Raw genomic sequence first — 23,793 nt, forward strand, 5'->3', positions numbered from 1 at the left:
TTTCTTTCGGTTACTCTAATGACAAAACGATACCGCCAGCAAGTTGCTGGCGGTAGAAGTTACTTATGCGGTTAAGCGCGCAGTATCTTGGGCGATAACCAACTCTTCATTGGTTGCGATAACCAGCGCTGGGCGGCTGTTATCGGTAGTGATTAAACCTTCTTTACCGAAGCGTGCCGCTAAGTTACGTTCGTGGTCATATTCGAAACCAAGGATAGCCAGTTTCTTCAAGGTGATTTCACGAACTTGTGCTGAGTTTTCACCAATACCACCGGTGAAGATGATAGCATCAAGACGGCCTTCCATCAGTGCACTATATGCACCAACGTATTTCGCTAAACGATGGCAGAAAACATCCATTGCGCGAGTTGCGTCTTCTTTAGCGCCGTAGTTATCTTCAACATAACGGCAGTCGCTTGTTACACCAGTTAAGCCTAATAACCCCGATTCTTTGGTTAGCATTTTGTTGATTTGATCAACGCTCATACCTAAAGAATCATGTAAATGGAAAATAATTGCAGGGTCGATATCACCGCTACGTGTTCCCATTACCAGGCCTTCTAATGGCGTTAAGCCCATTGAAGTATCAACACATTTACCGTTAACAATGGCAGTAACAGAACCACCGTTGCCTAAGTGGCAAGTGATAACATTGAGCTCATCAACAGGTTTGTTAAGCTTTTTCGCAGCTTCACGGGAAACATAGTAATGGCTTGTACCATGCGCACCATAGCGACGGATACTATGCTCTGAATATAATTCGTATGGCAGTGCATACAGATAAGCTTCCTGAGGCATGGTCTGATGGAATGCGGTATCAAAGACAGCGACATTTTTGTTGACCAGATGCGGGAAGGATTTTCTTGCTTCTTCAATACCGATGAGATGAGCAGGGTTATGCAATGGCGCGAATGGAATAGCCGCTTCAATGCCTTCGATCACTTCGTCTGTAATTAATACAGAGGAGGTAAACTTCTCACCACCATGAACAATACGGTGACCAATGGAGGTGATTTGCTCTGATAGCTCAGGTTTTTCAGCAAGAATAGTGTTAACAATGAAATCCAATGCTTCGCTATGCGCTGCACCAGCACCTAAAGGCGCTTCTTTCTTAGCACCATCCATTTTCCACTTAATACGGGCTTCCGGGAGGTTAAAGCACTCAGCTAATCCAGATAAAAATTCATCGCCATTAGTTGGGTCGATGATGGCGAATTTCAGTGAGGAGCTACCGCAGTTTAGAACCAGTACCAGCTTACTTGACATGGAAATACCTATCGTTAATTGTTGTTGTGAAGCCTTTTAAACAACATGAAAAGACTCAGATTAAAAATATACTGCTAGAGCCTAGCGTATTTATGACCTGAAACATCATGATTGATATCATGTTAAAGGCGAAAAAGTTAAAGATCGTGAGACCTCTAGGGGTTTGATAAAACAGGCGCTATCTTTTTTGCCAAGGTATATAAAAGTAAACCTTCGCACCTAGTGTTGAAATAACGACCAAAAACCCCAATATATATAACTGTTGTCTATCTTCAGTTTCGAAAATGGATAAAGCTACAAAGTAACAAATGCAACAGCAATTCTAAATGTGGCAGATTCTACTAAAAATATTTTATATTTTATACGTTTTTTTTAAAAATAGGGACTTTGATTGATTAAAATCATAAGTGACGTATAAAGTGGTGTTATAGCACAGGGTTACATTGCTATTAGAATAGCTGATATTTAGTAAAGTGACTTAACTTAAGGTAAATGTAATGAAATAATTTCGTTATCTTAAATGTGCTATCATTTTACTATGGCGCAATCTATAAATTATTGCCTCAGTTTTTAAGAAGTCGATAGGAAACGTTTCATGAGTACATTACAAAGTACACCGCCCGGTTTTTTTAAACGCTTTAGATTAGGTAACCGCTATCTGAAGACCTTTCCTATGGAAAAAAAACTGTCGCCAATCTTCCCCGAAATTCGCATCAACAAAGCTGTCCGCTTTGGTATTCGTTTTATGCCACCGATTGCAATTTTCACATTAGCATGGCAAATCGCGTTAGGTGGGCAATTGGGACCCGCCATTGCTACGGCACTTTTTGCCTGTAGTTTGCCAATGCAAGGTCTATGGTGGTTAGGAAAGCGTGCTTCGACGCCTCTGCCATCTAGCTTATTGAGCTGGTTTTATGAGATCCGTGATAAGTTTACAGAGGCGGGGATCGCTATGGCGCCGGTTGAGCACCAACCCGATTATATGGCGTTAGCTGACTTGCTAAAACGTGCATTTAACCAGTTAGACCGCTCTTTTATGGAAGATATCTAAGGGATGATTTCCACTAAAAGGTAGATTTAACAATAAGTAATGCAAAAAGCATGTTTAGATCAATAAAAGCGATGTTTTCACTGTCTATGATTGGTGTTGAATGCGAAGATAAGCCATACTTTTTAGTGGGAGAACCATGATGGAAATGACTAACGCACAACGCTTGATCTTATCTAATCAATATAAAATGATGACCATGCTTGACCCCGATAATGCAGAACGTTATCGCCGCCTACAAACCATTATTGAACGTGGCTTTGGTTTACAAATGCGTGAGTTAGACAGAGACTTCGGTCATTTAAGTGAAGACACCTGCCGTACTGTTATTGATATCATGGAAATGTACCATGCACTGCAAGTCTCCTACAGTAACATGGCTAACAAGGAAGACATTGATGGCCGACGCGTGCAATTTTTAGGTTTTGATGCTGCAACAGAAGCACGTTATTTGAGCTACGTTCGCTTTATGGTTAACACAGAAGGGCGTTATACCCACTTCGACAGTGGAACGCATGGCTTTAATTCGCAAACACCGATGTGGGAAAAATACAATCGTATGTTAGCGATTTGGCATGCGTGCCCGCGTCAGTATCATTTATCAGCGGTGGAGATTTCCCAGATCTTAAACGCCTAATGCTCGTCATTCTTCGCGCTGTCGCGTTGTTGACTGCGTTCGGCTACTCGGGTCACATACTTTTGTATGCTCCCCGAGATATCCTCTCTAGTCGCCTAGCGACAACGCGAATAATTTAGAGCAAGTTTGCTCGTCATACTTCACCTTGTCTCGTTGTTGGCTGCGTTCGGCTACTCGGGTCACATACTTTTGTATGCTCCCCGAGATATCCTCTCTAGTCGCCTAGCGACAACGCGAATAATTTAGAGCAAGTTTGCTCGTCATACTTCACCTTGTCTCGTTGTTGGCTGCGTTCGGCTACTCGGGTCACATACTTTTGTATGCTCCCCGAGATATCCTCTCTAGTCGCTTAGCGACAACGCGAATTATTTAGAGCAAATAGAGTATAAAAAGTAAATAAAGTTTTAAAAAATCCCAATTTCAAATCAACATTCCTTTCCTGTTTTAACTCTCAAGTGCATTCAAATCTAAGTTATTAACGCAAATCTTGATTATTTTTGTTATTGAGGTTGCGCATTGGCGTCTGTTTAGCGTTAACTAGTGGGCCAGAATCGATTCAATTATTACGTGAATAGCAAATAAAGGGGTAGACGTGAAATTAAAGGCAAAAGGGTTTCTATTTGATTTAGATGGCACATTGGCAGATTCCTTGGCTGTGGTTGAGCGCTGTTGGTGTAAGTTTGGCGAACGAATTGGTGTAGACTCAGCCGAAGTCATTAATTTTATTCATGGAAAACCCGCGTTAACCAGTTTGCGTCACTTTTTACCCGAGGCGAGTGATGAAGAAATTATGGGGTATTTTCGCTGGTTAGAAAAAATGGAAAGCGAAGATGTGGAGGGCGTGGTTGCCCTGCCTGGCGCGATTGCCTTGCTGTCACGTTTAAATGAAATTGGGGCACCGTGGGCAATTGTCACTTCTGGCACCGTACCGATTGCCCATGGACGCCAGCAAGCGGCGGGTTTACCAGAACCTAAACATTGGGTGACATTTGAAAAAGTTACGAAAGGAAAGCCGGACCCAGAACCGTTCTTGCTTGGAGCCCAAGCACTTTCGCTTCCTGCAAAATCCTGTATTGCCTTTGAAGATGCGCAGGCAGGTATCCATTCTGCATTAACGGCAGGTTGCCAAGTGGTCGCAGTCCATGCACCAGAAGGCATGCCACGTCGTGATGAAATTCAAGTAATTGTAAGTTCATTGGCTCAAATTTCTGTTATGGGGCCTGACAATAATGGTGATTATGAACTTTTCGTGTCTAATTTGACTTAATGGTGATTTAATCAAAGAAATTCTCCGTAAAACATGCTTAACTGAATAAAATTCTTAGCAATGTTTTTTTTCGTCGAAAGGGGATATTTTGAACGGAGAATTGCTGTGGGTCTTAACCCTCCTATTAATTGCGATAGTTCTGTTTACCACAAATAAGATTCGCATGGATGTGGTCGCATTGCTTGTCATTGTCGCGTTTGTGTTGAGTGATACCTTAACATTAGAGCAAGCTACCGCAGGTTTTGCAGATCCTAACGTTCTGCTAATTGCAGCATTATTTGTTATTGGTGATGGGCTTGTTCGCACAGGCATCGCTTACCAAATGGGAGACTGGCTTGTTCGCGTTGCAGGAAGCAGCGAAAGCAAAATGCTGGTTTTCCTAATGCTCACCGTCGCTGGGTTAGGCGCTTTTATGAGCTCCACTGGCGTGGTGGCTATTTTTATTCCCGTCGTTTTAAGTGTCGCATCACGGATGAAAACATCGCCTAGTCGGTTAATGATGCCACTAGGCTTCGCGGGGCTCATCAGTGGGATGATGACACTAGTGGCCACGCCACCTAATATGGTGGTGAACAGTGAATTGGTACGTGAAGGGATCAAAGGCTTCCAATTTTTCTCTATTACCCCGATTGGTATTTTAATTTTATTCGCAGGTATTGCCTACATGTGGCTGACAAGGCGTTGGCTAGGCAGTAACGAACCAGACAAACTCCCTGAGCGCTATCGACGCACTTTCCGTGACTTAATTCGTGATTATAAATTGACAGGTAGAGCTCGCCGTCTTGCTATCCGCAAGGGGTCACCACTCATTGGCCATACACTTGACGAACTGCACTTGCGTTCCCGTTATGAGGCCAACCTGGTAGGGATTGAGCGTTGGCGTAAATTTCGTCGAGTGATGGTGAGTGCAACTGGGGGAACAGAGTTACGCGAGCGAGATGTCTTATTAGTCGATATTTCGGTGAGTGATGACGATTTACGCCAATTTTGTAGCGAACAACTCCTTGAACCGATGATTTTACGGGGAGATTATTTTTCAGACCAATCACGTGATGTGGGAATGGCTGAAGTATCGATGAATCCAGATTCTGAACTCTTGGGTAAATCTTTAAGAGACATTAAATTTCGTACTCGTTATGGCTTGAATGTGGTTGGTATTCGTCGAGATGGCAAAGCGTTGGACGGCAAGTTGGTAGATGAACCGCTTCGATTGGGTGATATTTTATTAGTCATTGGGGATTGGAAATTAATTCGCATTTTATCGACTAAGCCACGGAACTTCATTGTATTGAATCTGGCTGCTGAAGTAGAGGCGGTGGCACCTGCTGCATCTCAGGCTCCTCATGCCTTATTTTGTTTGGCATTAATGGTCGCAATGATGGTGACCAATGAAATTCCTAACTTTATTGCAGCACTTATTGCCTGCTTGTTAATGGGGAAATTTCGCTGTATTGATATGGAAAGTGCCTATAAGTCAATTCACTGGCCGAGTATTATATTAATTGTTGGGATGATGCCTTTTGCACTAGCACTGCAAGAAACGGGAGGGATTGCCCTTGCCGTTGATGCGTTAATGAAAGTTGCTGGTGGGTTAGGGCCACATGTGATGCTATTGTGCCTGTTTATTTTGTGCGCCTCTATTGGGTTATTTATTTCTAATACCGCAACTGCAGTGCTAATGGCTCCGATTGCCATTGCTGCGGCTCGCCAAATGGATGTCTCACCGTTGCCTTTTGCGATGATTGTTGGCATTGCCGCATCCGCAGCCTTTATGACCCCAGTTTCATCACCAGTTAATACCTTAGTTTTAGGGCCTGGAGGTTATAAATTTTCGGACTTTTTGAAAGTGGGTGTGCCATTCACTATTATTGTGATGTTTATTAGTATTGCAGTTGTGCCTATTTTATTTCCATTCTAAGAAATTACATTAATGGTTAATTGATATTTTTAATTAACCATTCCTCTTTTATTTATCAATTAAACGATATTAATTATAATTTACTCTCCTGTATTTTAACTTACCATTAATTTCGAATCAAAACACATAATATTAATTCAATTATTAAGAGGTGAATTTATGGTTCAAGTCAAAAATATACAAGAAAGGTATTATTATGGTTATGCAACATTTGAGAATTTTTGGGGAAAAGATATAAAAATGTGACTCTAACACATCTCGCGTCTGTTCCTTGGATGAATACGAAAGATCAGTAACATATTGAACATGTACCGAATAAAGGTATTTTAGAAAATTGTTTTGGGTTCAAATACTATATAGGTGTAGGGTCTGATATTTGGCATATTAAATTTTGGACTTACGAACGTGAGGTTTATGAATGTAAACATGATGTTAGTTGTAATATAACATCTGGGGATGGTGGTGGAGTTATATTAGGAATTAATGGCGAGTCTAGAAAATTATACGCACATTTTTCTTCATCTTCAGGTTGTTCGACGGGTATCAGTTCGGCATAAAAAACTGAATAATTACATCAAAATATAAAGTTATCGAGTGTTAAAATAAGGAACGATACGCTCATTCCTTATTTTAAATTAATTACTAATTTCATCTAATGATAGGGTAAAACTTGGCACAAACGTTTTCATAAAATACTCCATTTCTGGACTATTTCTTTCCGCAAGCATTTTTTCTAGCCGTCTTTTGGCTAATTTAAATTCACTATTGCCCGCAGATAGCTCTTCTAAACATTTTAAGTAGGCACACAGCGTATCAGCTTGTTTAACAATAAAATGCTCTTCTTCTGATTGTATATCTTCAATTAGTAGCGCTTTAAAATCCGCTTGTAGTTCTTCTGGGAGCATATCGAGTAGTTTTTGCTGAGCGAATTTTTCTATTTTTTTGTATTCATGAGCAATTTGCTGGTTGTGATACTTAATTGGGGTTGGTAAATCCCCTGTAATCACTTCACTAGCATCATGGTACATCGCATACAAAGCAATTTTTTCTGCGTTGACGTTCCCTGCGAACTTACGGTTTTTAATGATAGCGAGCGCATGGGCAACCATAGCTACTTGGAGACTATGTTCAGAGACATTCTCTGTTCGGACATTACGCATTAACGGCCAGCGGTGGATTAACTTCATTCTAGCAAGATGGGCGAAAAAGTAGCTCATAAGTCCTCTTCTTTAGTGTCTGCAAACGAAAAAAATTATAACGGAAATAATGTAGCAGCGATATAATTTTATTGTTTTTTAATAAGTTACTCTCTAGTAATTATATTCTAATATCTATTTTGCATATTAAGATAATCATAATAATATAATCAATTTTAGATTATAACTTAACTGCTATTTTAATTGTGTTGAATTATGTAATCAAAAAAATATAATGGATGTTCAATCCGGAAATAAAGAGGCAATATGAAATATTTTCCATTTATATTATTGGGCTTTTTCCTTGTGGCAATTTATTTTATTTCTATTCTTTGATTATCAAAATAATACAGTCTATTAATGATGGCTAAATTTAGAATAAAAAAAGCCTCCGGAATTAGGAGGCTTTTTATTATTTTGAATAAATTTTTATTGGCGATAGCCTTCAAGGAAGCGGCCGAATTTATTAATCGCCATTTCAAGGTCATCCGCATAAGGTAGCGTAACGATGCGGAAATGGTCAGGTTCAGGCCAGTTAAATGCGGTACCTTGAACTAACAACACTTTTTCTTGTAGTAACAGGTCTAAAATCATTTTTTGGTCATCATAGATATTAAATCGTTTAATATCTATTTTCGGGAACATATACAGGGCACCTTGTGGTTTTACACATGAAACGCCGGGTATTTGGTTGATCAATTCCCATGCACGATTACGTTGCTCATATAAACGGCCGCCTGGTTGAATGAATTCACTAATACTTTGGTAGCCACCCAGTGCAGTTTGAATGGCATGCTGCATCGGCACGTTTGCGCATAGGCGCATAGAGGCTAGCATTTCTAAACCTTCAATATAGCTTTTCGCATGTTTTTTCGGGCCGTTTAATACCATCCAACCTTGGCGGAAGCCAGCGACGCGATACGTTTTAGATAATCCATTAAATGTAATGGTTAATAAATCAGGGGCGAGGGCGGCAATAGAGTGGTGCACTGCATCATCATAAAGAATTTTATCGTAAATCTCATCAGCATAAATAATAAGATTGTGCTGGCGAGCCAATTCGACAATTTCCATTAATAGGTCTTTGCTGTAGACCGCACCCGTTGGGTTATTGGGGTTAATGACCACAATACCACGTGTTCTTGGTGTGATTTTTTTGCGAATATCTTCAATATCAGGCATCCAACCTTGCTGTTCATCACACATATAATGAACTGCTTTTCCTCCCGAAAGGGAAACTGCAGCAGTCCATAATGGATAATCAGGCGCTGGTACTAACATTTCATCACCATTATTAAGCAGTGCTTGCATGGCTTGTACGATTAATTCGGAAACACCATTACCAATGTAGACATCTTCTACTGTCATTTCATGAATGCCACGAGCTTGGTAATGCTGCACAATCGCTTTACGGGCAGAATACAAGCCTTTTGAGTCGCAATAACCTTGAGAACTTGGCAGATTACGCAAGACATCCACAAGGATTTCATCTGGAGCTTCAAAACCAAACGGGGCCGGATTACCAATATTGAGTTTGAGGACTTTGTTGCCTTCTTCTTCTAGGCGCTTCGCTTCTTTTAATACGGGCCCACGAATGTCATAGCAAACATTATCGAGCTTACTGGATTTAGTTAGATTATTCATAGTTCTCTCATTACCCTAAGGGTTGCATTGGTCGGGCCGACGTTATTCCTTTACTGTACTCCTCCCTCAGAAGCTTTTGAAGATGCAAGGTTATTTTTGGTGTAAAAGGTTGGTTTACGCTTAAATGTAATGTTTGGTATCTTATTATTTATTTTAGGCTGGCTGTATATTCTTATAATATTGAACTGGTTGAATTATAATATCGACATTCTTTGATGTTTTGGAGTATAAAAAGTAAAAAAGCATAAAAATAGCGGAAAAAAAGAAAATTGTATCAAAATGTAATATTAAGCATTGAATCATTAAATCAGACATGATTTTTTTTGCTGTAATAGCCTTTTTTTATAATAATCAGGGCGATTTTGTTAGTAATATTGATTGTTTCAAGCTGCTTTCTTTAACCAAAAGTGCTGCTTAAAATTATAACCATTTGATCTTTTTGACTATATAAAAATAGTGAAACGAATTTTATAATGTGCTTACATTAAAATAATTGTGATTACATTAAATATGTTACTATTTAAGCGTAACCTATCAAGCGCGTTTTAGCGTGTTTTTTAGGAAATCATCCCACTTTTATTAAAATTATTTGATTTTTGGAAGTATGCTATTTGTACCCTGCTCTATCGTTAGCGATTAATGAGCTGGATGCAAAAAAGTAAAATAATGAGAAGTCATTGCAGATCTATGGATTAGAAATGCACTCACTTAGTAGTCTTAGTAGTCGCTATAAACTCGCTGATTCTCATGGAGGAGAGCAGAAACACCAGGTAACATAAAATTATATAAGAGAATGAACGATGATAAATTCCAATCGTCCCATCATGAACCTAGATCTTGATTTGCTACGTACTTTCGTCGCTGTCGCAGATCTTAACACATTTGCAGCCGCAGCTGCAGCCGTTTGTCGAACACAATCTGCTGTGAGCCAGCAAATGCAACGTTTAGAGCAATTAGTCGGCCGTGAGCTTTTCGCTCGCCATGGGCGAAATAAACTGCTCACCGCGCACGGATTACAATTACTTGGCTACGCAAGGCAAATACTTCGCGCCAATGATGATGCAACAGCGTCATTAACTTATAATGACGCTGATGGTGAATTGCGTATTGGCGCATCCGATGACACCGTCGATATCTTATTACCTTTCTTACTTAATCGTATCGCGTCTGTTTATCCAAGAATTGCCGTAGAAGTGCGCATTAAACGAGCACAATTTATTGAGTCAATGCTTGATAATCATGAGATAGACCTTGCTTTAACAACAGCAAGAATTAGTCACCACCCTAAAACAGCGTTAAGAACAGTGCCTGTTTTGTGGCACAGTGCACCTGATTTTCAATTGCGTCCCAATGAGCCAGTTCCATTAGTTGTTATGGATGAAACCAATCCATATCGTAAACTTTGTACTAGTGCTCTTGATGATGCAGGTTTGTCATGGCATGTTGCGTATGAAGCAGCTTCTTTACCTGCTGTTCGTGCGGCAGTCAATGCAGAGGTTGGGGTAACCGCTAGACCAATGGAAATGCAAAATGCAGATTTACGTATTTTGAATGAATCAGATGGGCTACCACGCTTACCAGATATTCAGTATTGGTTGTATAAGAATGCAGACGAGCAAAAAGATTTTGTTCTGACAGTATTCAGTGCGATTGAAAACAAAAAAATCCCTTATGTTGCAGCCTCAGCAAGTGAGTTGATGGATAGCAGCGAGGAAGGTAATTAAGTTAATCGATTCATCTGGTTATCTTAACGCCAATACTTAATTAATTTATTGTAATGACGGTAATCCCAATACGTTTGGGATTACCGTTTTTTTATGTCATTTTTGCCAATCTATTACGGGATCACTTGTTTGTGATCAATGCGTTATTGGCTATGTACAAATAAAATCAACATGTTAATCGCAGTCTAAATAAGACGTGAGCAGCGGTTGAGGTGGTTATCTCAATTAAATGGCTAACGTACAGACAAATTGAGCGGTTAGATAACAGATAATGTGAATTGATACGGATGACTGAAACGATTATTTCAAAGTATGGAACTCATTTTTCAATATTGGGGATCGGTATCGAGAAATTGGTTTTTATACATGTTTAAATAATGCTCAGTGATATTTTTAATCGGTTATCAAATTCAAATTTATCGATTTTTTATCAATATCCGCTCATAAAAAAAGCAATTAACCACTTAATAAGTATGGTTAAATGTGAAAGACCATGAAATAATTGTGATGTAGCTGGCATAACCTGAATTTCATTGTTTAGTTAACAGTTTGTTATGTTATTAACAATGTTTTTTTATTGAAGAGATAAAATAGCGCTTGAATGTCAGTTAGTTACTTGAAGTTATGCGTTAAAAAGAGTTACAAAGACTTAAAGTGAAATTGAATGCTATGTAAACAAATTGAGTACTTTTTCAATAAAAGTGTGCGTTAGATCAAATAAAAAGCGCAATTTTTCATCTGTTAAGACAGGTTTTTCCTGAGATAATGGTGTAGTAAAAACGAATAATCAGTTAAACTAGTTTGCGTGTTTACTTGAGTATCATTACACTGACACGTTTTAGCAGATTATGGTTACTTTTTGTTGTTCTGTTGTTTTCAAAGTGTGAAGTTTTTGTAACAAATACGGGTTATTTTACTTAATTTAAGTAAAATAAATTGTAATGAGAGAGGACAAACCAAACGCAGTCAACAGACTGATTTAAGTTTGGGGATATTTTAGTTTGTGATCAATTTTGGTCTTTCTTCTCGATTAACTGGGCAATTGTGGTGCAACTCTGCCGTGATGTAAAAAAGAGCAGTTAACACACCATAAGTAATGAGTAAGCAACGAGTATGTCTACATCAATCCTAGCGTTAGCCCATAACTGGGCGTTTGCGATATTCCTTATCGGCACTATCGGTCTTTGTGCTTTCATGTTGGTCGCAGGTCACTTTTTAGGTAGCCGCGCCAAAGCCAGAACAAAACATGTTCCTTATGAGTCCGGTATCGACTCGGTCGGTAGTGCACGTCTCCGCATGTCTGCTAAGTTTTACTTAGTCGCCATGTTTTTCGTTATCTTCGATGTTGAAGCCATGTTCTTATTTGCATGGTCAGTTGCCATCCGCGAAGCCGGTTGGGTAGGTTTCATCGAAGCCGCGATCTTTATTTTGGTATTGTTGGCGGGACTGTTTTATCTCGTTCGCGTAGGAGCATTGGATTGGACTCCAGTCCGTTCCCGCGGAAAAGTTAAGCATCCTAGTGAAGTTATTAAAATCAGCAATCGTCATCCGCAGTAAAAAGCGAGGCATTATACAATGGATTATACGCTCACCCGCATAGATCCGAACGGTGAGAACGACCGTTACCCACTGCAAACCCAGGAAATCGTCACTGATCCACTGGAGCAGCAAGTTGAAAACAGTGTTTACATGGGGAAACTTTCTCATGCACTTCACGATGTGGTTAACTGGGGGCGCAAAAACTCTCTCTGGCCATATAACTTTGGTCTTTCATGTTGCTATGTAGAAATGGTGACTTCGTTCACGGCTGTTCATGACGTCGCCCGCTTTGGTGCAGAAGTACTGCGTGCTTCACCTCGTCAAGCCGATTTCATGGTAGTAGCAGGTACCTGTTTCACTAAAATGGCGCCTGTTATTCAACGTCTGTATGACCAAATGCTTGAACCAAAATGGGTAATCTCCATGGGTTCATGTGCCAACTCTGGTGGCATGTATGACATTTATTCTGTTGTACAAGGCGTCGATAAATTTATTCCTGTGGATGTGTATATTCCAGGTTGCCCACCGCGTCCAGAAGCCTATATGCAGGCTCTGCTTCTGTTGCAAGAATCTATCGGTAAAGAGCGTCGACCGCTGTCTTGGGTTGTTGGAGACCAAGGGGTTTACCGTGCCAATATGCAATCAGAAAGAGAAAGAAAGCACGGTGAACGTATTGCAGTGACTAACCTGCGTACACCAGACGAAATTTAAGGCTTAAAGCCATACAGCGTAACAGAGCAATGTTGTTGCGAAATAATAAACCTGATCAAGCGTTATGGTGAAGAATGATGACAGATCAGATAGCGCAAGCGAGTAGTACCCAGCCAGGATGGCAGACACAGGATCATTTAAACGACCCTGTGCTTCTGGAACTGCGCAATCAATTTGGGCCGGATGCCTTTTCTGTTCAAGCAACTCGTACTGGCATGCCAGTGGTTTGGGTGCGTCGTGAACAGTTACTGGAAGTGGTCGATTTCCTAAAGAAATTACCAAAACCGTATGTCATGTTATTTGACTTACATGGGGTAGATGAGCGTCAACGAATTCACCGTCAAGGTCTGCCAGAAGCAGACTTTAGTGTTTTCTACCACTTCATCTCTATCGATCGTAACCGCGATATCATGTTAAAAGTCGCTCTTAATGAGAAAGACTTAAACGTGCCTTCGATCGTTTCACTGTTCCCGAATGCGAATTGGCATGAACGTGAAGTGTGGGATATGTTCGGTATCACCTTCCAAGGTCACCCAAATTTACGCCGCCTTTTAATGTCTCCAAGCTGGGAAGGTCATCCGCTGCGTAAGGATTATCCTGCGCGTGCGACTGAGTTTGACCCTTTTGTGCTGACTAAGCAGAAACAAGATTTGGAAATGGAAGCTTTGACTTTCAAACCAGAAGAGTGGGGCATGGCACGTGGAAATGAAAACGAAGATTTCATGTTCCTGAACTTGGGGCCAAACCACCCATCCTCACACGGTGCGTTCCGTATCGTGCTGCAATTGGATGGTGAAGAAATTATCGACTGTGTGCCCGATATCGGCTACCACCACCGTGGCGCTGAAAAAATGGGTGAACGCCAGTCGTGGCATAGCTACATTCCTTACACTGACCGTATCGAGTACCTCGGCGGTTGTGTGAATGAAATGCCATATGTGTTGGCCGTTGAAAAACTGGCTGGCATTGAAGTGCCGGATCGCGTGAAAACCATTCGTGTCATGTTGTCTGAATTATTCCGTATCAACAGTCACTTACTGTACATTAGTACGTATATCCAAGACGTTGGTGCGATGACCCCAGTCTTCTTTGCGTTTACCGACCGTCAAAAAGTCTACAACGTCATTGAAGCAATTACCGGTTTCCGTATGCACCCCGCATGGTTCCGTATCGGTGGTGTTGCGCACGACTTACCGCGTGGTTGGGAAAAACTGCTTCGCGAATTATTAGACTGGTTGCCAAAACGTTTAGAGTCTTATGTGACTTCTGCACTGAAAAACTCCATCTTAAAAGGTCGCTCTATCGGTACTGCAATGTACTCAAAAGAAGAGGCGTTGGCATGGGGTGTGACAGGAGCTGGATTACGTGCAACAGGCGTTGATTTTGACGTACGTAAATGGCGTCCATATTCAGGCTATGAAAACTTCGAGTTTGATATTCCTATCGCTCATAACGGTGACTGTTATGACCGCGTGATGATCAAAGTGGAAGAGATGCGTCAGAGTATCCGTATTCTTGAGCAATGCTATAAGAATATGCCAGAAGGCCCATTCAAAGCTGACCATCCACTGACAACTCCGCCACCAAAAGAACGCACGTTGCAGCACATCGAAACCTTGATCAACCACTTCTTGCAAGTGTCTTGGGGGCCGGTGATGCCAGCAAATGAGTCATTCCAGATGGTTGAAGCTACGAAGGGTATCAACAGCTACTACTTAACCAGTGATGGTAGCACCATGAGCTACCGTACGCGTATTCGTACCCCGAGCTATGAGCACTTACAGCAAATTCCTGCGGTGATCAGAGGTAGTTTAGTTTCAGACTTAATCGTCTATCTGGGTAGTATCGATTTTGTAATGTCGGATGTGGATCGCTAACCATGCATAATGAACATAACGAAAATGAGAAGCACAATGAGCTCAATGTCGTGAATGTGTTTGAACCGCAAGTCAATCATGGCTTTGTCTTAACAGAGAAAGAGCGTGAAGAGATTGAAGGTGAGAAACACCATTACGAAGATGCACGTGCTGCCTCAATTGAAGCACTGAAAATTGTGCAAAAAAACCGCGGTTGGGTTGAAGATGGTGCGATCCATGCTATCGCTGACGTCTTAGGCATCCCAGCCAGTGATGTTGAAGGTGTGGCGACATTCTATAGCCAAATCTTCCGCCAGCCAGTGGGTCGCCACATTATTCGCTATTGCGACAGTGTTGTTTGCCATATTACAGGTTATCAGGGCTTAGAAGCTGAAATCATTAAACAGCTGAATATTCGCCCGGGCCAAACAACAGCCGATGGTCGCTTTACGTTGCTGCCAACCTGTTGCTTGGGTAACTGTGACAAAGGTCCTACGATGATGATCGATGAGGACACTCACAGCTACGTGCAGCCTGAAAATATTCAAAAATTACTGGAGCAGTATCCATGACAAATTCTGTTAATCCAGTGATCCGTACTGCTGAAACTCATCCTCTAACATGGCGTTTGCGTGATGACAATCAGCCTGTTTGGTTAGATGAGTATCGCAGTAAGAACGGATACAAAGGTCTTGAGCGTGCGCTCAAAGGCATGGCTCCCGATGAAGTTGTGAATCTTGTAAAAGACGCTGGCCTGAAAGGGCGCGGCGGTGCGGGTTTCTCAACGGGTCTGAAATGGAGCCTGATGCCAAAAGACGAAAACATGAAACTGCGTTACTTCTTATGTAATGCGGATGAAATGGAACCGGGCACCTATAAAGACCGTTTATTGATGGAGCAACTCCCTCACTTGTTAGTTGAAGGGATGATCACAGGCGCTTATGCACTTAAAGCCTATCGTGGTTATATCTTCTTACGGGGTGAGTATGTTGAAGCTGCGCAAAATCTGCGCCGTGCCATCGAAGAAGCCAAAGCGGCGGGCCTGTTAGGCAAAAATATCCTCGGTTCAGGTTTTGATTTCGAACTATTTGTTCACACCGGCGCTGGGCGTTATATCTGCGGTGAAGAAACTGCACTGATTAACTCATTAGAAGGCCGTCGCGCTAACCCACGTTCTAAGCCACCATTCCCTGCAACATCAGGTGCTTGGGGTAAACCAACTTGTGTCAATAACGTCGAAACTATTTGTAACGTGCCAGCAATTTTAGAGCACGGCGACCAATGGTATATCGATTTAAGCGCAGGTAAGAGTAAAGACGCGGGCACGAAATTGATGGGCTTCTCTGGCCGCGTGAAAAATCCGGGTTTATGGGAATTACCATTTGGTACCACGGCACGTGAAGTGTTGGAAGATTACGCAGGTGGTATGCGTGATGGACTGAAATTAAAAGCATGGCAGCCAGGTGGGGCAGGGACAGATTTCCTGACCAACGACCACCTCGACTTACCGATGGATTTCGAAAATATTGCTAAAGCAGGTAGCCGTCTTGGTACTGCATTAGCGATGGCGGTTGATCATGAAATCAACATGGTTTCTTTAGTGCGTAACTTAGAAACCTTCTTTGCCCGTGAATCCTGTGGTTGGTGTACGCCGTGCCGCGATGGTCTGCCATGGAGTGTGAAAATTTTACAAGCGCTGGAAAAAGGCGAAGGGCAACCGGGGGATATTGAAACCCTAGAGCAGCTGTGCCGTTTCTTAGGGCCGGGTAAAACTTTCTGCGCTCACGCACCGGGTGCGGTCGAACCGCTACAAAGTGCCATCAAATATTTCCGTGATGAATTCGAAGCGGGTATCTCGCAAAAAGATCTGCGTAACATTGTGCAGATTGCGGGTATCCAACCCAACCTGCTGAAGCAGCGCTGGTAATTGTTTAGCGATTGAGCAACCGCTAAATAGATTTTTCACGAAGAACGTATTTTTGATTAACGCCTGCTTTATGCGGGCCTTTGGGAAGCATGCTGACTATGGCTACAATATATGTAGACGGCAAAGAATATGACGTAAACGGGTCTGAAAACCTGTTACAAGCCTGTCTTTCTCTAGGGCTAGATATTCCTTATTTTTGCTGGCATCCGGCGCTGGGAAGCGTTGGCGCTTGCCGCCAGTGTGCGGTTAAGCAGTATCAGAACGCAGATGACACACGCGGTCGCCTAGTAATGTCTTGTATGACACCCGCAACGGAAGGGACTTACATCTCTATTGATGATGAAGAAGCCAAACAATTCCGTGAAAGTGTTGTGGAATGGCTGATGACCAACCATCCTCATGACTGTCCAGTCTGTGAGGAAGGGGGAAACTGTCACCTACAAGATATGACGGTGATGACCGGTCATAACATGCGTAAATATCGTTTTACGAAACGTACTCACATTAACCAAGACCTCGGTCCATTTATTAGTCATGAAATGAACCGTTGTATCGCGTGTTATCGTTGTGTTCGTTACTACAAAGATTACGCAGATGGCACAGACTTGGGTGTGTATGGTGCACATAACTATGTGTATTTCGGTCGTACTGAAGACGGTACACTGGAAAGTGAGTTCTCCGGTAACTTAGTTGAAGTTTGTCCTACTGGGGTATTCACTGATAAAACACATTCAGAGCGCTATAACCGTAAGTGGGATATGCAGTTTGCACCCGGTATCTGCCAACAGTGCAGTATCGGTTGTAACACGAGTCCGGGTGAGCGTTATGGTGAAATCCGTCGTATCGAAAACCGTTATAACGGTTCGGTAAACCACTATTTCCTGTGCGACCGTGGTCGTTTTGGTTACGGATATGTCAACCGTAAAGATCGTCCTCGTCAAGCGGTACTCAATAAAAATGGCGTCAAACAAGTCATTTCGGCTATCGAAGCAATGCAAAGTGGTGCGCAAATTATCAATCAAGCGAAAAAAGTGATTGGTATCGGCTCTCCACGCGCGAGCGTTGAAAGCAACTATGCATTGCGCGCATTAGTCGGAGCAGATAACTTCTATTCAGGTATTTCTGCGGGAGAGCAACGCCGCTTAGCGCTGATGCAAAACATCCTGCAAAACGGCGGTATCTATACGCCAACATTGCGTGAAGTAGAAGGCTATGATGCGGTACTGGTACTGGGTGAAGATTTAACTCAGACAGGTGCACGTATGGCGTTATCTGTTCGCCAAGCGGTGAAAGGTAAAGCACGTGAAATGGCCGCAGCGCAAAAAGTCGCTGACTGGCAAATCGCCGCAATCATGAATATTGGTCAACATGCAAAATATCCGCTGTTTATTACCAACGTTGATGATACGCGTTTAGACGATGTGGCTGCCTTTAATTATCGTGCACCAGTAGCTGACCAAGCACGTTTCGGTTTTGCTATCGCCAATATGATTAACGGCGAAGCCCCTGCGGTGAATGATTTACCCGCAGACTTAAAAGCCAAAGTTGAAACCATTGCTCAGGCATTAGCTGGCGCGAAAAAACCATTAATTATTAGTGGTAGCCATAGTGCCAGCGAGGCAATGATCCAAGCGGCCGCTAACGTGGCATTTGCGTTAAAAGCCAAAGGCGCGAATGTTGGGTTATCTTACTTAGCATCTCATGCCAATAGCTTCGGTCTGGCAATGATGAACGCACAGCCATTAGACAGCGCTTTAGCTCGCATTGAAGCGAACGAAGCGGATGTGGCTATCGTTATCGAAAATGACCTGTACCGTCACAGCAGCGTGGATGCCGTCAATAGCGCATTAGCGAAATTGAGCCACTTGATTGTTGCAGATCATCAGCAAACCGACATCATGGATAAAGCAACATTGGTTCTGCCAGCAGCAAGCTTTGCTGAAGCAGACGGTACGTTGATTAACCAAGAAGGTCGTGCGCAGCGTTTCTTCCAAGTCTTTGACCCAACTTATTACGACAAAGCTATCGTGATGAACGAAAGCTGGCGCTGGATGCATTCACTGCAAACTGAAGCGCAAGAGCGTGATGCGGATTGGTCGCAACTTGATCACGTTATCGCAGATTGTGTTGCCGCAATGCCACAATTCTCGGGTATGGTAGATGCTGCACCAAAAGCGTCTTTCCGTATTCGTGGTCAAAAACTGGCGCGTGAACCACATCGTTACAGTGGTCGTACAGCGATGCTAGCAAATCAATCTGTTCATGAACCTCGTCAACCGCAAGATATTGACTCTCCATTTGCTTTCTCAATGGAAGGGAACAACAGCCCAACCGCGCCACGCCAGCAAATTCCATTTGCATGGGCGCCGGGTTGGAACTCACCACAAGCCTGGAACAAATTCCAAGCGGAAGTGGGGGGGCACCTGTTATTTGGTGACCCGGGTATCCGTTTGTTCAATTCAACACAGAGCAAATTGGCTTACTTCACTGAAATTCCAGCGGCTTATCAAGCCAATGAAGCTCAGTGGGTTGTCGCACCTTATTACCACCTGTTCGGCAGTGATGAAATGTCACAGCGTTCAGAAGTAATTCAAGAGCGTATGCCTGAGCCTTATATCATGCTGAACACGCAAGATGCTGCGTCACTCGGCCTGTCAGCAGGAACTAAAGCGGAGTTTAGCCATGCAGGTCAAGTGTTTAACTTGACTGTCCGCCTAAGTAATCACCTGTCTACAGGTCAAATTGGCTTACCGTTAGGAATGCCAGGTATCGCACCTTCAATGGCTGGCGTGTCAGTCAATAATCTGCGGAGGGGAGCATGATGGATTGGATTTCTCCTGAAGTGATGGAAGTGTTAATTTCCATCCTTAAATCTGTCGTCATATTATTGGTTGTTGTGACTTGTGGGGCATACATGAGTCTGGGAGAGCGCCGTATTCTCGGTCTGTTCCAGAACCGTTATGGCCCTAACCGCGTGGGTCCGTTTGGGATGGGCCAGTTAATCGCGGATATGTTCAAAATGCTGTTTAAAGAAGACTGGATCCCGCAGTTTGCTGACAAGAAAATCTTTACGCTTGCACCAGTGATTGCGTTTTGTTCACTGTTCTTAGCATTTGCCATCGTCCCTGTTAGCCCGACTTGGCATGTTGCAGACCTCAATATCGGGATTTTATTCTTCCTGATGATGGCGGGTCTCGCTGTCTATGCGGTGTTATTCGCAGGTTGGTCAAGTAACAACAAATACTCATTATTAGGTGCGATGCGTGCGTCAGCACAAACCGTGAGTTACGAAGTGTTCTTAGGCCTTTCTTTAATGGGTGTGGTTGCACAAGCAGGTTCATTCAACCTGATTGATATTGTGAACTCCCAAGAAGGCATGTGGAATATTATTCCGCAGTTCTTTGGTTTTGTGACTTTTGCGATAGCGGGCGTTGCGGTATGTCACCGTCATCCGTTTGACCAACCGGAAGCAGAACAAGAGATTGCGGATGGTTACCACGTTGAATACTCAGGTATGAAGTTTGGTTTGTTCTTCGTCGGTGAGTATATCGGTATCGTAACGGTTTCTGCACTGATTGTGACGCTGTTCTTTGGTGGCTGGCATGGTCCATTCCTGCCGTCATTCTTGTGGTTTGCTATCAAAACTGGCTTCTTCATGATGATGTTTATCTTGATCCGTGCCTCTTTACCGCGTCCACGTTATGACCAAGTGATGTCTTTCGGTTGGAAAATTTGTCTGCCGTTGACACTGCTTAATCTGCTGGGTACTGCAGCAGTGATTTTATACAACGCTCAGTAAGGGGTGATTGAACCATGACATTGAAAGAGTTATTGGTCGGTTTCGCCACCCAAGTACGTAGTATTTGGATGGTCGGCCTGCATGCGTTCGATAAACGCGAAACGCAAATGTATCCAGAAGAGCCGGTTTATCTGCCACCCCGTTACCGTGGGCGTATCGTGTTAACACGCGATCCTGACGGTGAAGAGCGTTGTGTTGCGTGTAACTTATGTGCGGTTGCTTGCCCTGTGGGATGTATCTCACTGCAAAAAGCTGAACATGAAGACGGCCGCTGGTACCCTGAATTTTTCCGCGTTAACTTTTCGCGCTGTATTTTCTGTGGTCTGTGTGAAGAGGCTTGCCCAACCACGGCAATCCAATTAACACCTGATTTTGAAATGGCCGATTGGAGACGTCAGGATCTGGTTTACGAGAAAAATGACCTGTTGATTTCAGGTCCGGGTAAATATCCTGATTATAACTTTTACCGTAAATCGGGTATGGCGATTGCAGGTAAAGACAAAGGTGAAGCGGATAACGAAGCGAAACCGATTAACGTCAAAGACCTGTTGCCATAAGGAGCGATATTCATGGAATTTACATTTTATATCGCCGGTCTAGTTGCCATTTTAGCAACTTTAAGGGTGATAACGAATACAAATCCGGTGCATGCACTGTTGTATCTGGTTGTTTCTCTGCTGGCTCTGTCAATGGTGTTTTTCTCCCTCGGCGCGTATTTTGCTGGGGCGTTGGAAATCATCGTATATGCAGGTGCCATTATGGTCCTGTTCGTGTTCGTCGTGATGATGCTCAACTTAGGGCGTTCTGTTCAAGAACAAGAGCGCGCTTGGTTGACGCCGAAAAACTGGATTGGCCCTGCGGTGTTATCCGCGGTTTTATTGGCTATCTTAGTTTACGGCATTACCTCGTTGTCTTATCAAGAAGGCATTGAGGGAACCATCATTGGGGCGAAAGAAGTGGGAATTAGCCTATTTGGGCCGTATGTTCTGGCTGTCGAATTGGCATCTTTGTTATTACTCGCAGGTTTAGTGGTAGCATTCCACGTTGGACGTGACCGTAAAGAAAACGGCGCTGACCTTGTCAGCATCGAGAAGGCGGAGGAACAAAAATGATACCTCTAGAACACGGTCTGATTTTAGCGGCGATTTTATTTGTGATGGGGCTCAGTTGCCTTGTTATTCGCCGTAATCTGCTTTTCATGCTGATCGGACTGGAAATCATGATTAACTCAACTGCACTGGCATTTGTGGTTGCAGGGAGTTTTTGGGGGCAGCCAGACGGCCAAATTATGTATATTTTGGCAATCGCATTGGCTGCAGCGGAGGCGAGTATTGGATTGGCGTTGTTACTGCAACTCCATCGTCATCGTCAGAACCTGAATATTGATAAAGTCAGTGAGATGCGCGGATGAACCTACTCTATTTAACTATTCTGTTGCCTTTACTGGGGTCGGTGCTGTTAGCCTTCTCTCGTGGACGCTGGTCAGAAAACGTTTCGGCCATTATTGGTGCGGGGTCGGTTGGCTTAGCGGCCGTCGTCGCATTCTATGCTGGCAATGAATTTTTAGCTCAAGACGCAGGTAGCGTATTCATCCAGCCACTTTGGACTTGGATGTCTGTCGGTACCTTTAATATCCCATTCACTCTAATGTTAGATGGCCTGTCATTGACCATGTTAGGTGTGGTAACGGGTGTGGGCTTCCTTATCCACGTATATGCATCTTGGTATATGCGTGGCGAGGAAGGTTACTCACGTTTCTTCGCTTACACTAACTTGTTTATCGCAAGCATGGTGGTTTTAGTCCTCGCTGACAACATGATGCTGATGTATCTCGGTTGGGAAGGGGTAGGGCTGTGCAGTTACCTGTTGATTGGTTTCTATTATACCAATCCAGAAAACGGCAAAGCGGCGATGAAAGCGTTCTTTGTAACGCGTATCGGTGATGTGTTCCTCGCAATTGGTATGTTTATTCTGTGGAATGAGCTTGGCACACTGAATTTCAGCGAAATGGCGGTGTTAGCACCTCAAAAATTTGCGGAAGGTTCAAGTGCGATCAACTGGGCAACCTTGATGTTATTAGGTGGTGCAGTCGGTAAATCAGCACAGTTACCATTGCAAACGTGGTTGGCAGATGCGATGGCGGGTCCAACGCCAGTTTCTGCACTGATCCACGCCGCAACCATGGTAACCGCGGGTGTGTACTTAATTGCTCGTACCCATGTTCTGTTCCTGTTAGCGCCTGAAGTATTACATTTAGTCGGCGTTGTGGGGGCTGTGACATTAGTACTGGCTGGGTTTGCTGCACTGGTGCAAACCGATATCAAACGTGTGCTTGCATACTCCACGATGAGCCAAATCGGTTATATGTTCTTGGCACTAGGTGTACAAGCATGGGATGCAGCCATTTTCCACCTGATGACACATGCTTTCTTTAAAGCGTTGTTGTTCCTGTCAGCTGGTTCAGTCATTTTGGCATGCCACCACGAACAAAATATCTTCAAGATGGGTGGGCTGCGTAAGCAAATTCCATTCATCTACGCTGTGATGTTAATCGGCGGAAGCGCACTGGCAGCATTGCCACTGTTTACCGCAGGTTTCTACAGTAAAGATGCGATTTTGTGGGGTGCACAGCTTGATGGACAAACTGTGTTGTTGTGGGCAGGTATCTTCGGTGCATTAATGACCGCAATTTATACCTTCCGTATGATTTTCATCGTGTTCCACGGTGAAGCGAAAATCAAAGCGCACAAGGTTAAAGGCATCACTCACACATTACCACTGGGCATTTTGGCTATTCTTGCAACGTTTGTTGGTGCATTAATCCACCAACCACTCGAAGGGGTTTTCCCAGCCGAAGCCGCAGGCAGTGAAGACGGTAAAGTCTTACTCGAAGCGATTTCTGGCGGGTTTGCTATCGCAGGTCTATTAATTGCGGTATTCCTCTATCTGTTCAGACGTTCAATAGTCGATGCTATCGCGAAAACTGCAGTGGGTCGTTTCTTCAGCGCATGGTGGTACCAAGCGTGGGGATTCGATTGGCTGTACGATGTAGTCTTTGTTAAGCCATTTAAAGGTATAGCATGGCTACTAGAAAGCGATCCGGTTAACTCTCTGATGAATATCCCTGCACATCTTTCACGTTGGGCAAATAAAGGGCTTGCAGTGAGTGAAAACGGCCAAATTCGTTGGTATGTTGCCTCGTTGGGGCTGGGTGCAGTGCTGATTCTTGCTCTGCTGCTTTTGGTTTAATTAAGGGACACA

General features: G+C 43.2%; 19 protein-coding genes. 16 read left to right on the top strand and 3 right to left on the bottom strand.

Going from position 1 to position 23,793, the window contains the following annotated elements; all coding sequences use genetic code 11:
• Positions 1–63: 63 nt before the first annotated feature.
• The gene (gene ackA / locus P3L37_RS07475) at positions 64–1,266 is read right to left on the bottom strand and encodes an acetate kinase (protein ID WP_004912276.1); all 1,203 of its coding nucleotides are present in this window, start codon (positions 1,264–1,266) and stop codon (positions 64–66) included.
• Between the two features lie 595 nt (positions 1,267–1,861).
• Here ackA and yfbV point away from each other — a divergent pair.
• The 4 genes from yfbV to P3L37_RS07495 all read left to right on the top strand — a co-directional run bounded on the left by yfbV (position 1,862) and on the right by P3L37_RS07495 (position 6,136).
• The gene (gene yfbV, locus P3L37_RS07480) at positions 1,862–2,317 is read left to right on the top strand and encodes a terminus macrodomain insulation protein YfbV (RefSeq protein ID WP_004912272.1); all 456 of its coding nucleotides are present in this window, start codon (positions 1,862–1,864) and stop codon (positions 2,315–2,317) included.
• A 139-nt stretch (positions 2,318–2,456) separates the two neighbouring features.
• The gene (locus P3L37_RS07485) at positions 2,457–2,951 is read left to right on the top strand and encodes a YfbU family protein (RefSeq protein ID WP_004912269.1); all 495 of its coding nucleotides are present in this window, start codon (positions 2,457–2,459) and stop codon (positions 2,949–2,951) included.
• Between the two features lie 592 nt (positions 2,952–3,543).
• Positions 3,544–4,218: a sugar phosphatase gene (locus tag P3L37_RS07490; protein WP_004912267.1), complete on the top strand. Its 675-nt coding sequence runs from the start codon at positions 3,544–3,546 to the stop codon at positions 4,216–4,218.
• Positions 4,219–4,306: 88 nt separating this feature from the next.
• The gene (locus tag P3L37_RS07495; RefSeq protein WP_272667350.1) at positions 4,307–6,136 is read left to right on the top strand and encodes an SLC13 family permease; all 1,830 of its coding nucleotides are present in this window, start codon (positions 4,307–4,309) and stop codon (positions 6,134–6,136) included.
• 635 nt (positions 6,137–6,771) lie between these two features.
• Here P3L37_RS07495 and yfbR read toward each other — a convergent pair.
• Both yfbR and P3L37_RS07505 read right to left on the bottom strand, forming a co-directional pair.
• Positions 6,772–7,353 (bottom strand): 5'-deoxynucleotidase, encoded by a 582-nt coding sequence (gene yfbR / locus P3L37_RS07500; RefSeq protein ID WP_109911551.1) that lies wholly within the window; start codon positions 7,351–7,353, stop codon positions 6,772–6,774.
• A 408-nt stretch (positions 7,354–7,761) separates the two neighbouring features.
• Positions 7,762–8,976 carry a pyridoxal phosphate-dependent aminotransferase gene (locus P3L37_RS07505; RefSeq protein ID WP_004259802.1) on the bottom strand — a complete coding sequence of 405 codons (1,215 nt, stop codon included), beginning with the start codon at positions 8,974–8,976 and terminating at the stop codon, positions 7,762–7,764.
• A gap of 800 nt (positions 8,977–9,776) precedes the next feature.
• Here P3L37_RS07505 and P3L37_RS07510 point away from each other — a divergent pair.
• The 12 genes from P3L37_RS07510 to nuoL all read left to right on the top strand — a co-directional run bounded on the left by P3L37_RS07510 (position 9,777) and on the right by nuoL (position 23,781).
• Positions 9,777–10,700, top strand: coding sequence for a LysR family transcriptional regulator (locus P3L37_RS07510; RefSeq protein ID WP_004912258.1), 924 nt, complete (start codon positions 9,777–9,779; stop codon positions 10,698–10,700).
• 1,113 nt (positions 10,701–11,813) lie between these two features.
• Positions 11,814–12,257 (top strand): NADH-quinone oxidoreductase subunit A, encoded by a 444-nt coding sequence (locus P3L37_RS07515; protein ID WP_004259806.1) that lies wholly within the window; start codon positions 11,814–11,816, stop codon positions 12,255–12,257.
• An 18-nt stretch (positions 12,258–12,275) separates the two neighbouring features.
• Complete coding sequence (locus P3L37_RS07520; RefSeq protein ID WP_004912254.1) at positions 12,276–12,950, top strand: NuoB/complex I 20 kDa subunit family protein; 675 nt, start codon at positions 12,276–12,278, stop codon at positions 12,948–12,950.
• Positions 12,951–13,024: 74 nt separating this feature from the next.
• A complete protein-coding gene (gene nuoC / locus P3L37_RS07525; RefSeq protein WP_375372756.1) occupies positions 13,025–14,827 on the top strand; it encodes an NADH-quinone oxidoreductase subunit C/D in 1,803 nt (600 codons plus the stop codon).
• Between the two features lie 2 nt (positions 14,828–14,829).
• Positions 14,830–15,378 carry an NADH-quinone oxidoreductase subunit NuoE gene (gene nuoE / locus P3L37_RS07530; protein ID WP_004912250.1) on the top strand — a complete coding sequence of 183 codons (549 nt, stop codon included), beginning with the start codon at positions 14,830–14,832 and terminating at the stop codon, positions 15,376–15,378.
• On the top strand, positions 15,375–16,733 hold the full coding sequence (nuoF, locus tag P3L37_RS07535; RefSeq protein WP_004259820.1) for an NADH-quinone oxidoreductase subunit NuoF: 1,359 nt from the start codon (positions 15,375–15,377) through the stop codon (positions 16,731–16,733). Before nuoE ends, nuoF begins: the two co-directional genes overlap by 4 nt.
• An 89-nt stretch (positions 16,734–16,822) precedes the next feature.
• The gene (gene nuoG, locus P3L37_RS07540) at positions 16,823–19,555 is read left to right on the top strand and encodes an NADH-quinone oxidoreductase subunit NuoG (RefSeq protein ID WP_164528668.1); all 2,733 of its coding nucleotides are present in this window, start codon (positions 16,823–16,825) and stop codon (positions 19,553–19,555) included.
• Complete coding sequence (gene nuoH, locus P3L37_RS07545) at positions 19,555–20,532, top strand: NADH-quinone oxidoreductase subunit NuoH (RefSeq protein ID WP_004912244.1); 978 nt, start codon at positions 19,555–19,557, stop codon at positions 20,530–20,532. The genes nuoG and nuoH overlap by 1 nt, the downstream gene beginning before the upstream one ends.
• Before the next feature lie 14 nt (positions 20,533–20,546).
• A complete protein-coding gene (gene nuoI, locus P3L37_RS07550; protein WP_004259834.1) occupies positions 20,547–21,089 on the top strand; it encodes an NADH-quinone oxidoreductase subunit NuoI in 543 nt (180 codons plus the stop codon).
• 12 nt (positions 21,090–21,101) lie between these two features.
• On the top strand, positions 21,102–21,644 hold the full coding sequence (gene nuoJ, locus P3L37_RS07555; protein WP_004912236.1) for an NADH-quinone oxidoreductase subunit J: 543 nt from the start codon (positions 21,102–21,104) through the stop codon (positions 21,642–21,644).
• Positions 21,641–21,943, top strand: coding sequence for an NADH-quinone oxidoreductase subunit NuoK (nuoK, locus tag P3L37_RS07560; RefSeq protein WP_004912233.1), 303 nt, complete (start codon positions 21,641–21,643; stop codon positions 21,941–21,943). The genes nuoJ and nuoK overlap by 4 nt, the downstream gene beginning before the upstream one ends.
• Positions 21,940–23,781: an NADH-quinone oxidoreductase subunit L gene (gene nuoL, locus P3L37_RS07565; RefSeq protein ID WP_110732006.1), complete on the top strand. Its 1,842-nt coding sequence runs from the start codon at positions 21,940–21,942 to the stop codon at positions 23,779–23,781. The genes nuoK and nuoL overlap by 4 nt, the downstream gene beginning before the upstream one ends.
• Positions 23,782–23,793 lie beyond the last annotated feature (12 nt).

The organism is Providencia sp. PROV114, assembly GCF_032704305.1.
GTDB lineage: Bacteria > Pseudomonadota > Gammaproteobacteria > Enterobacterales > Enterobacteriaceae > Providencia > Providencia rettgeri.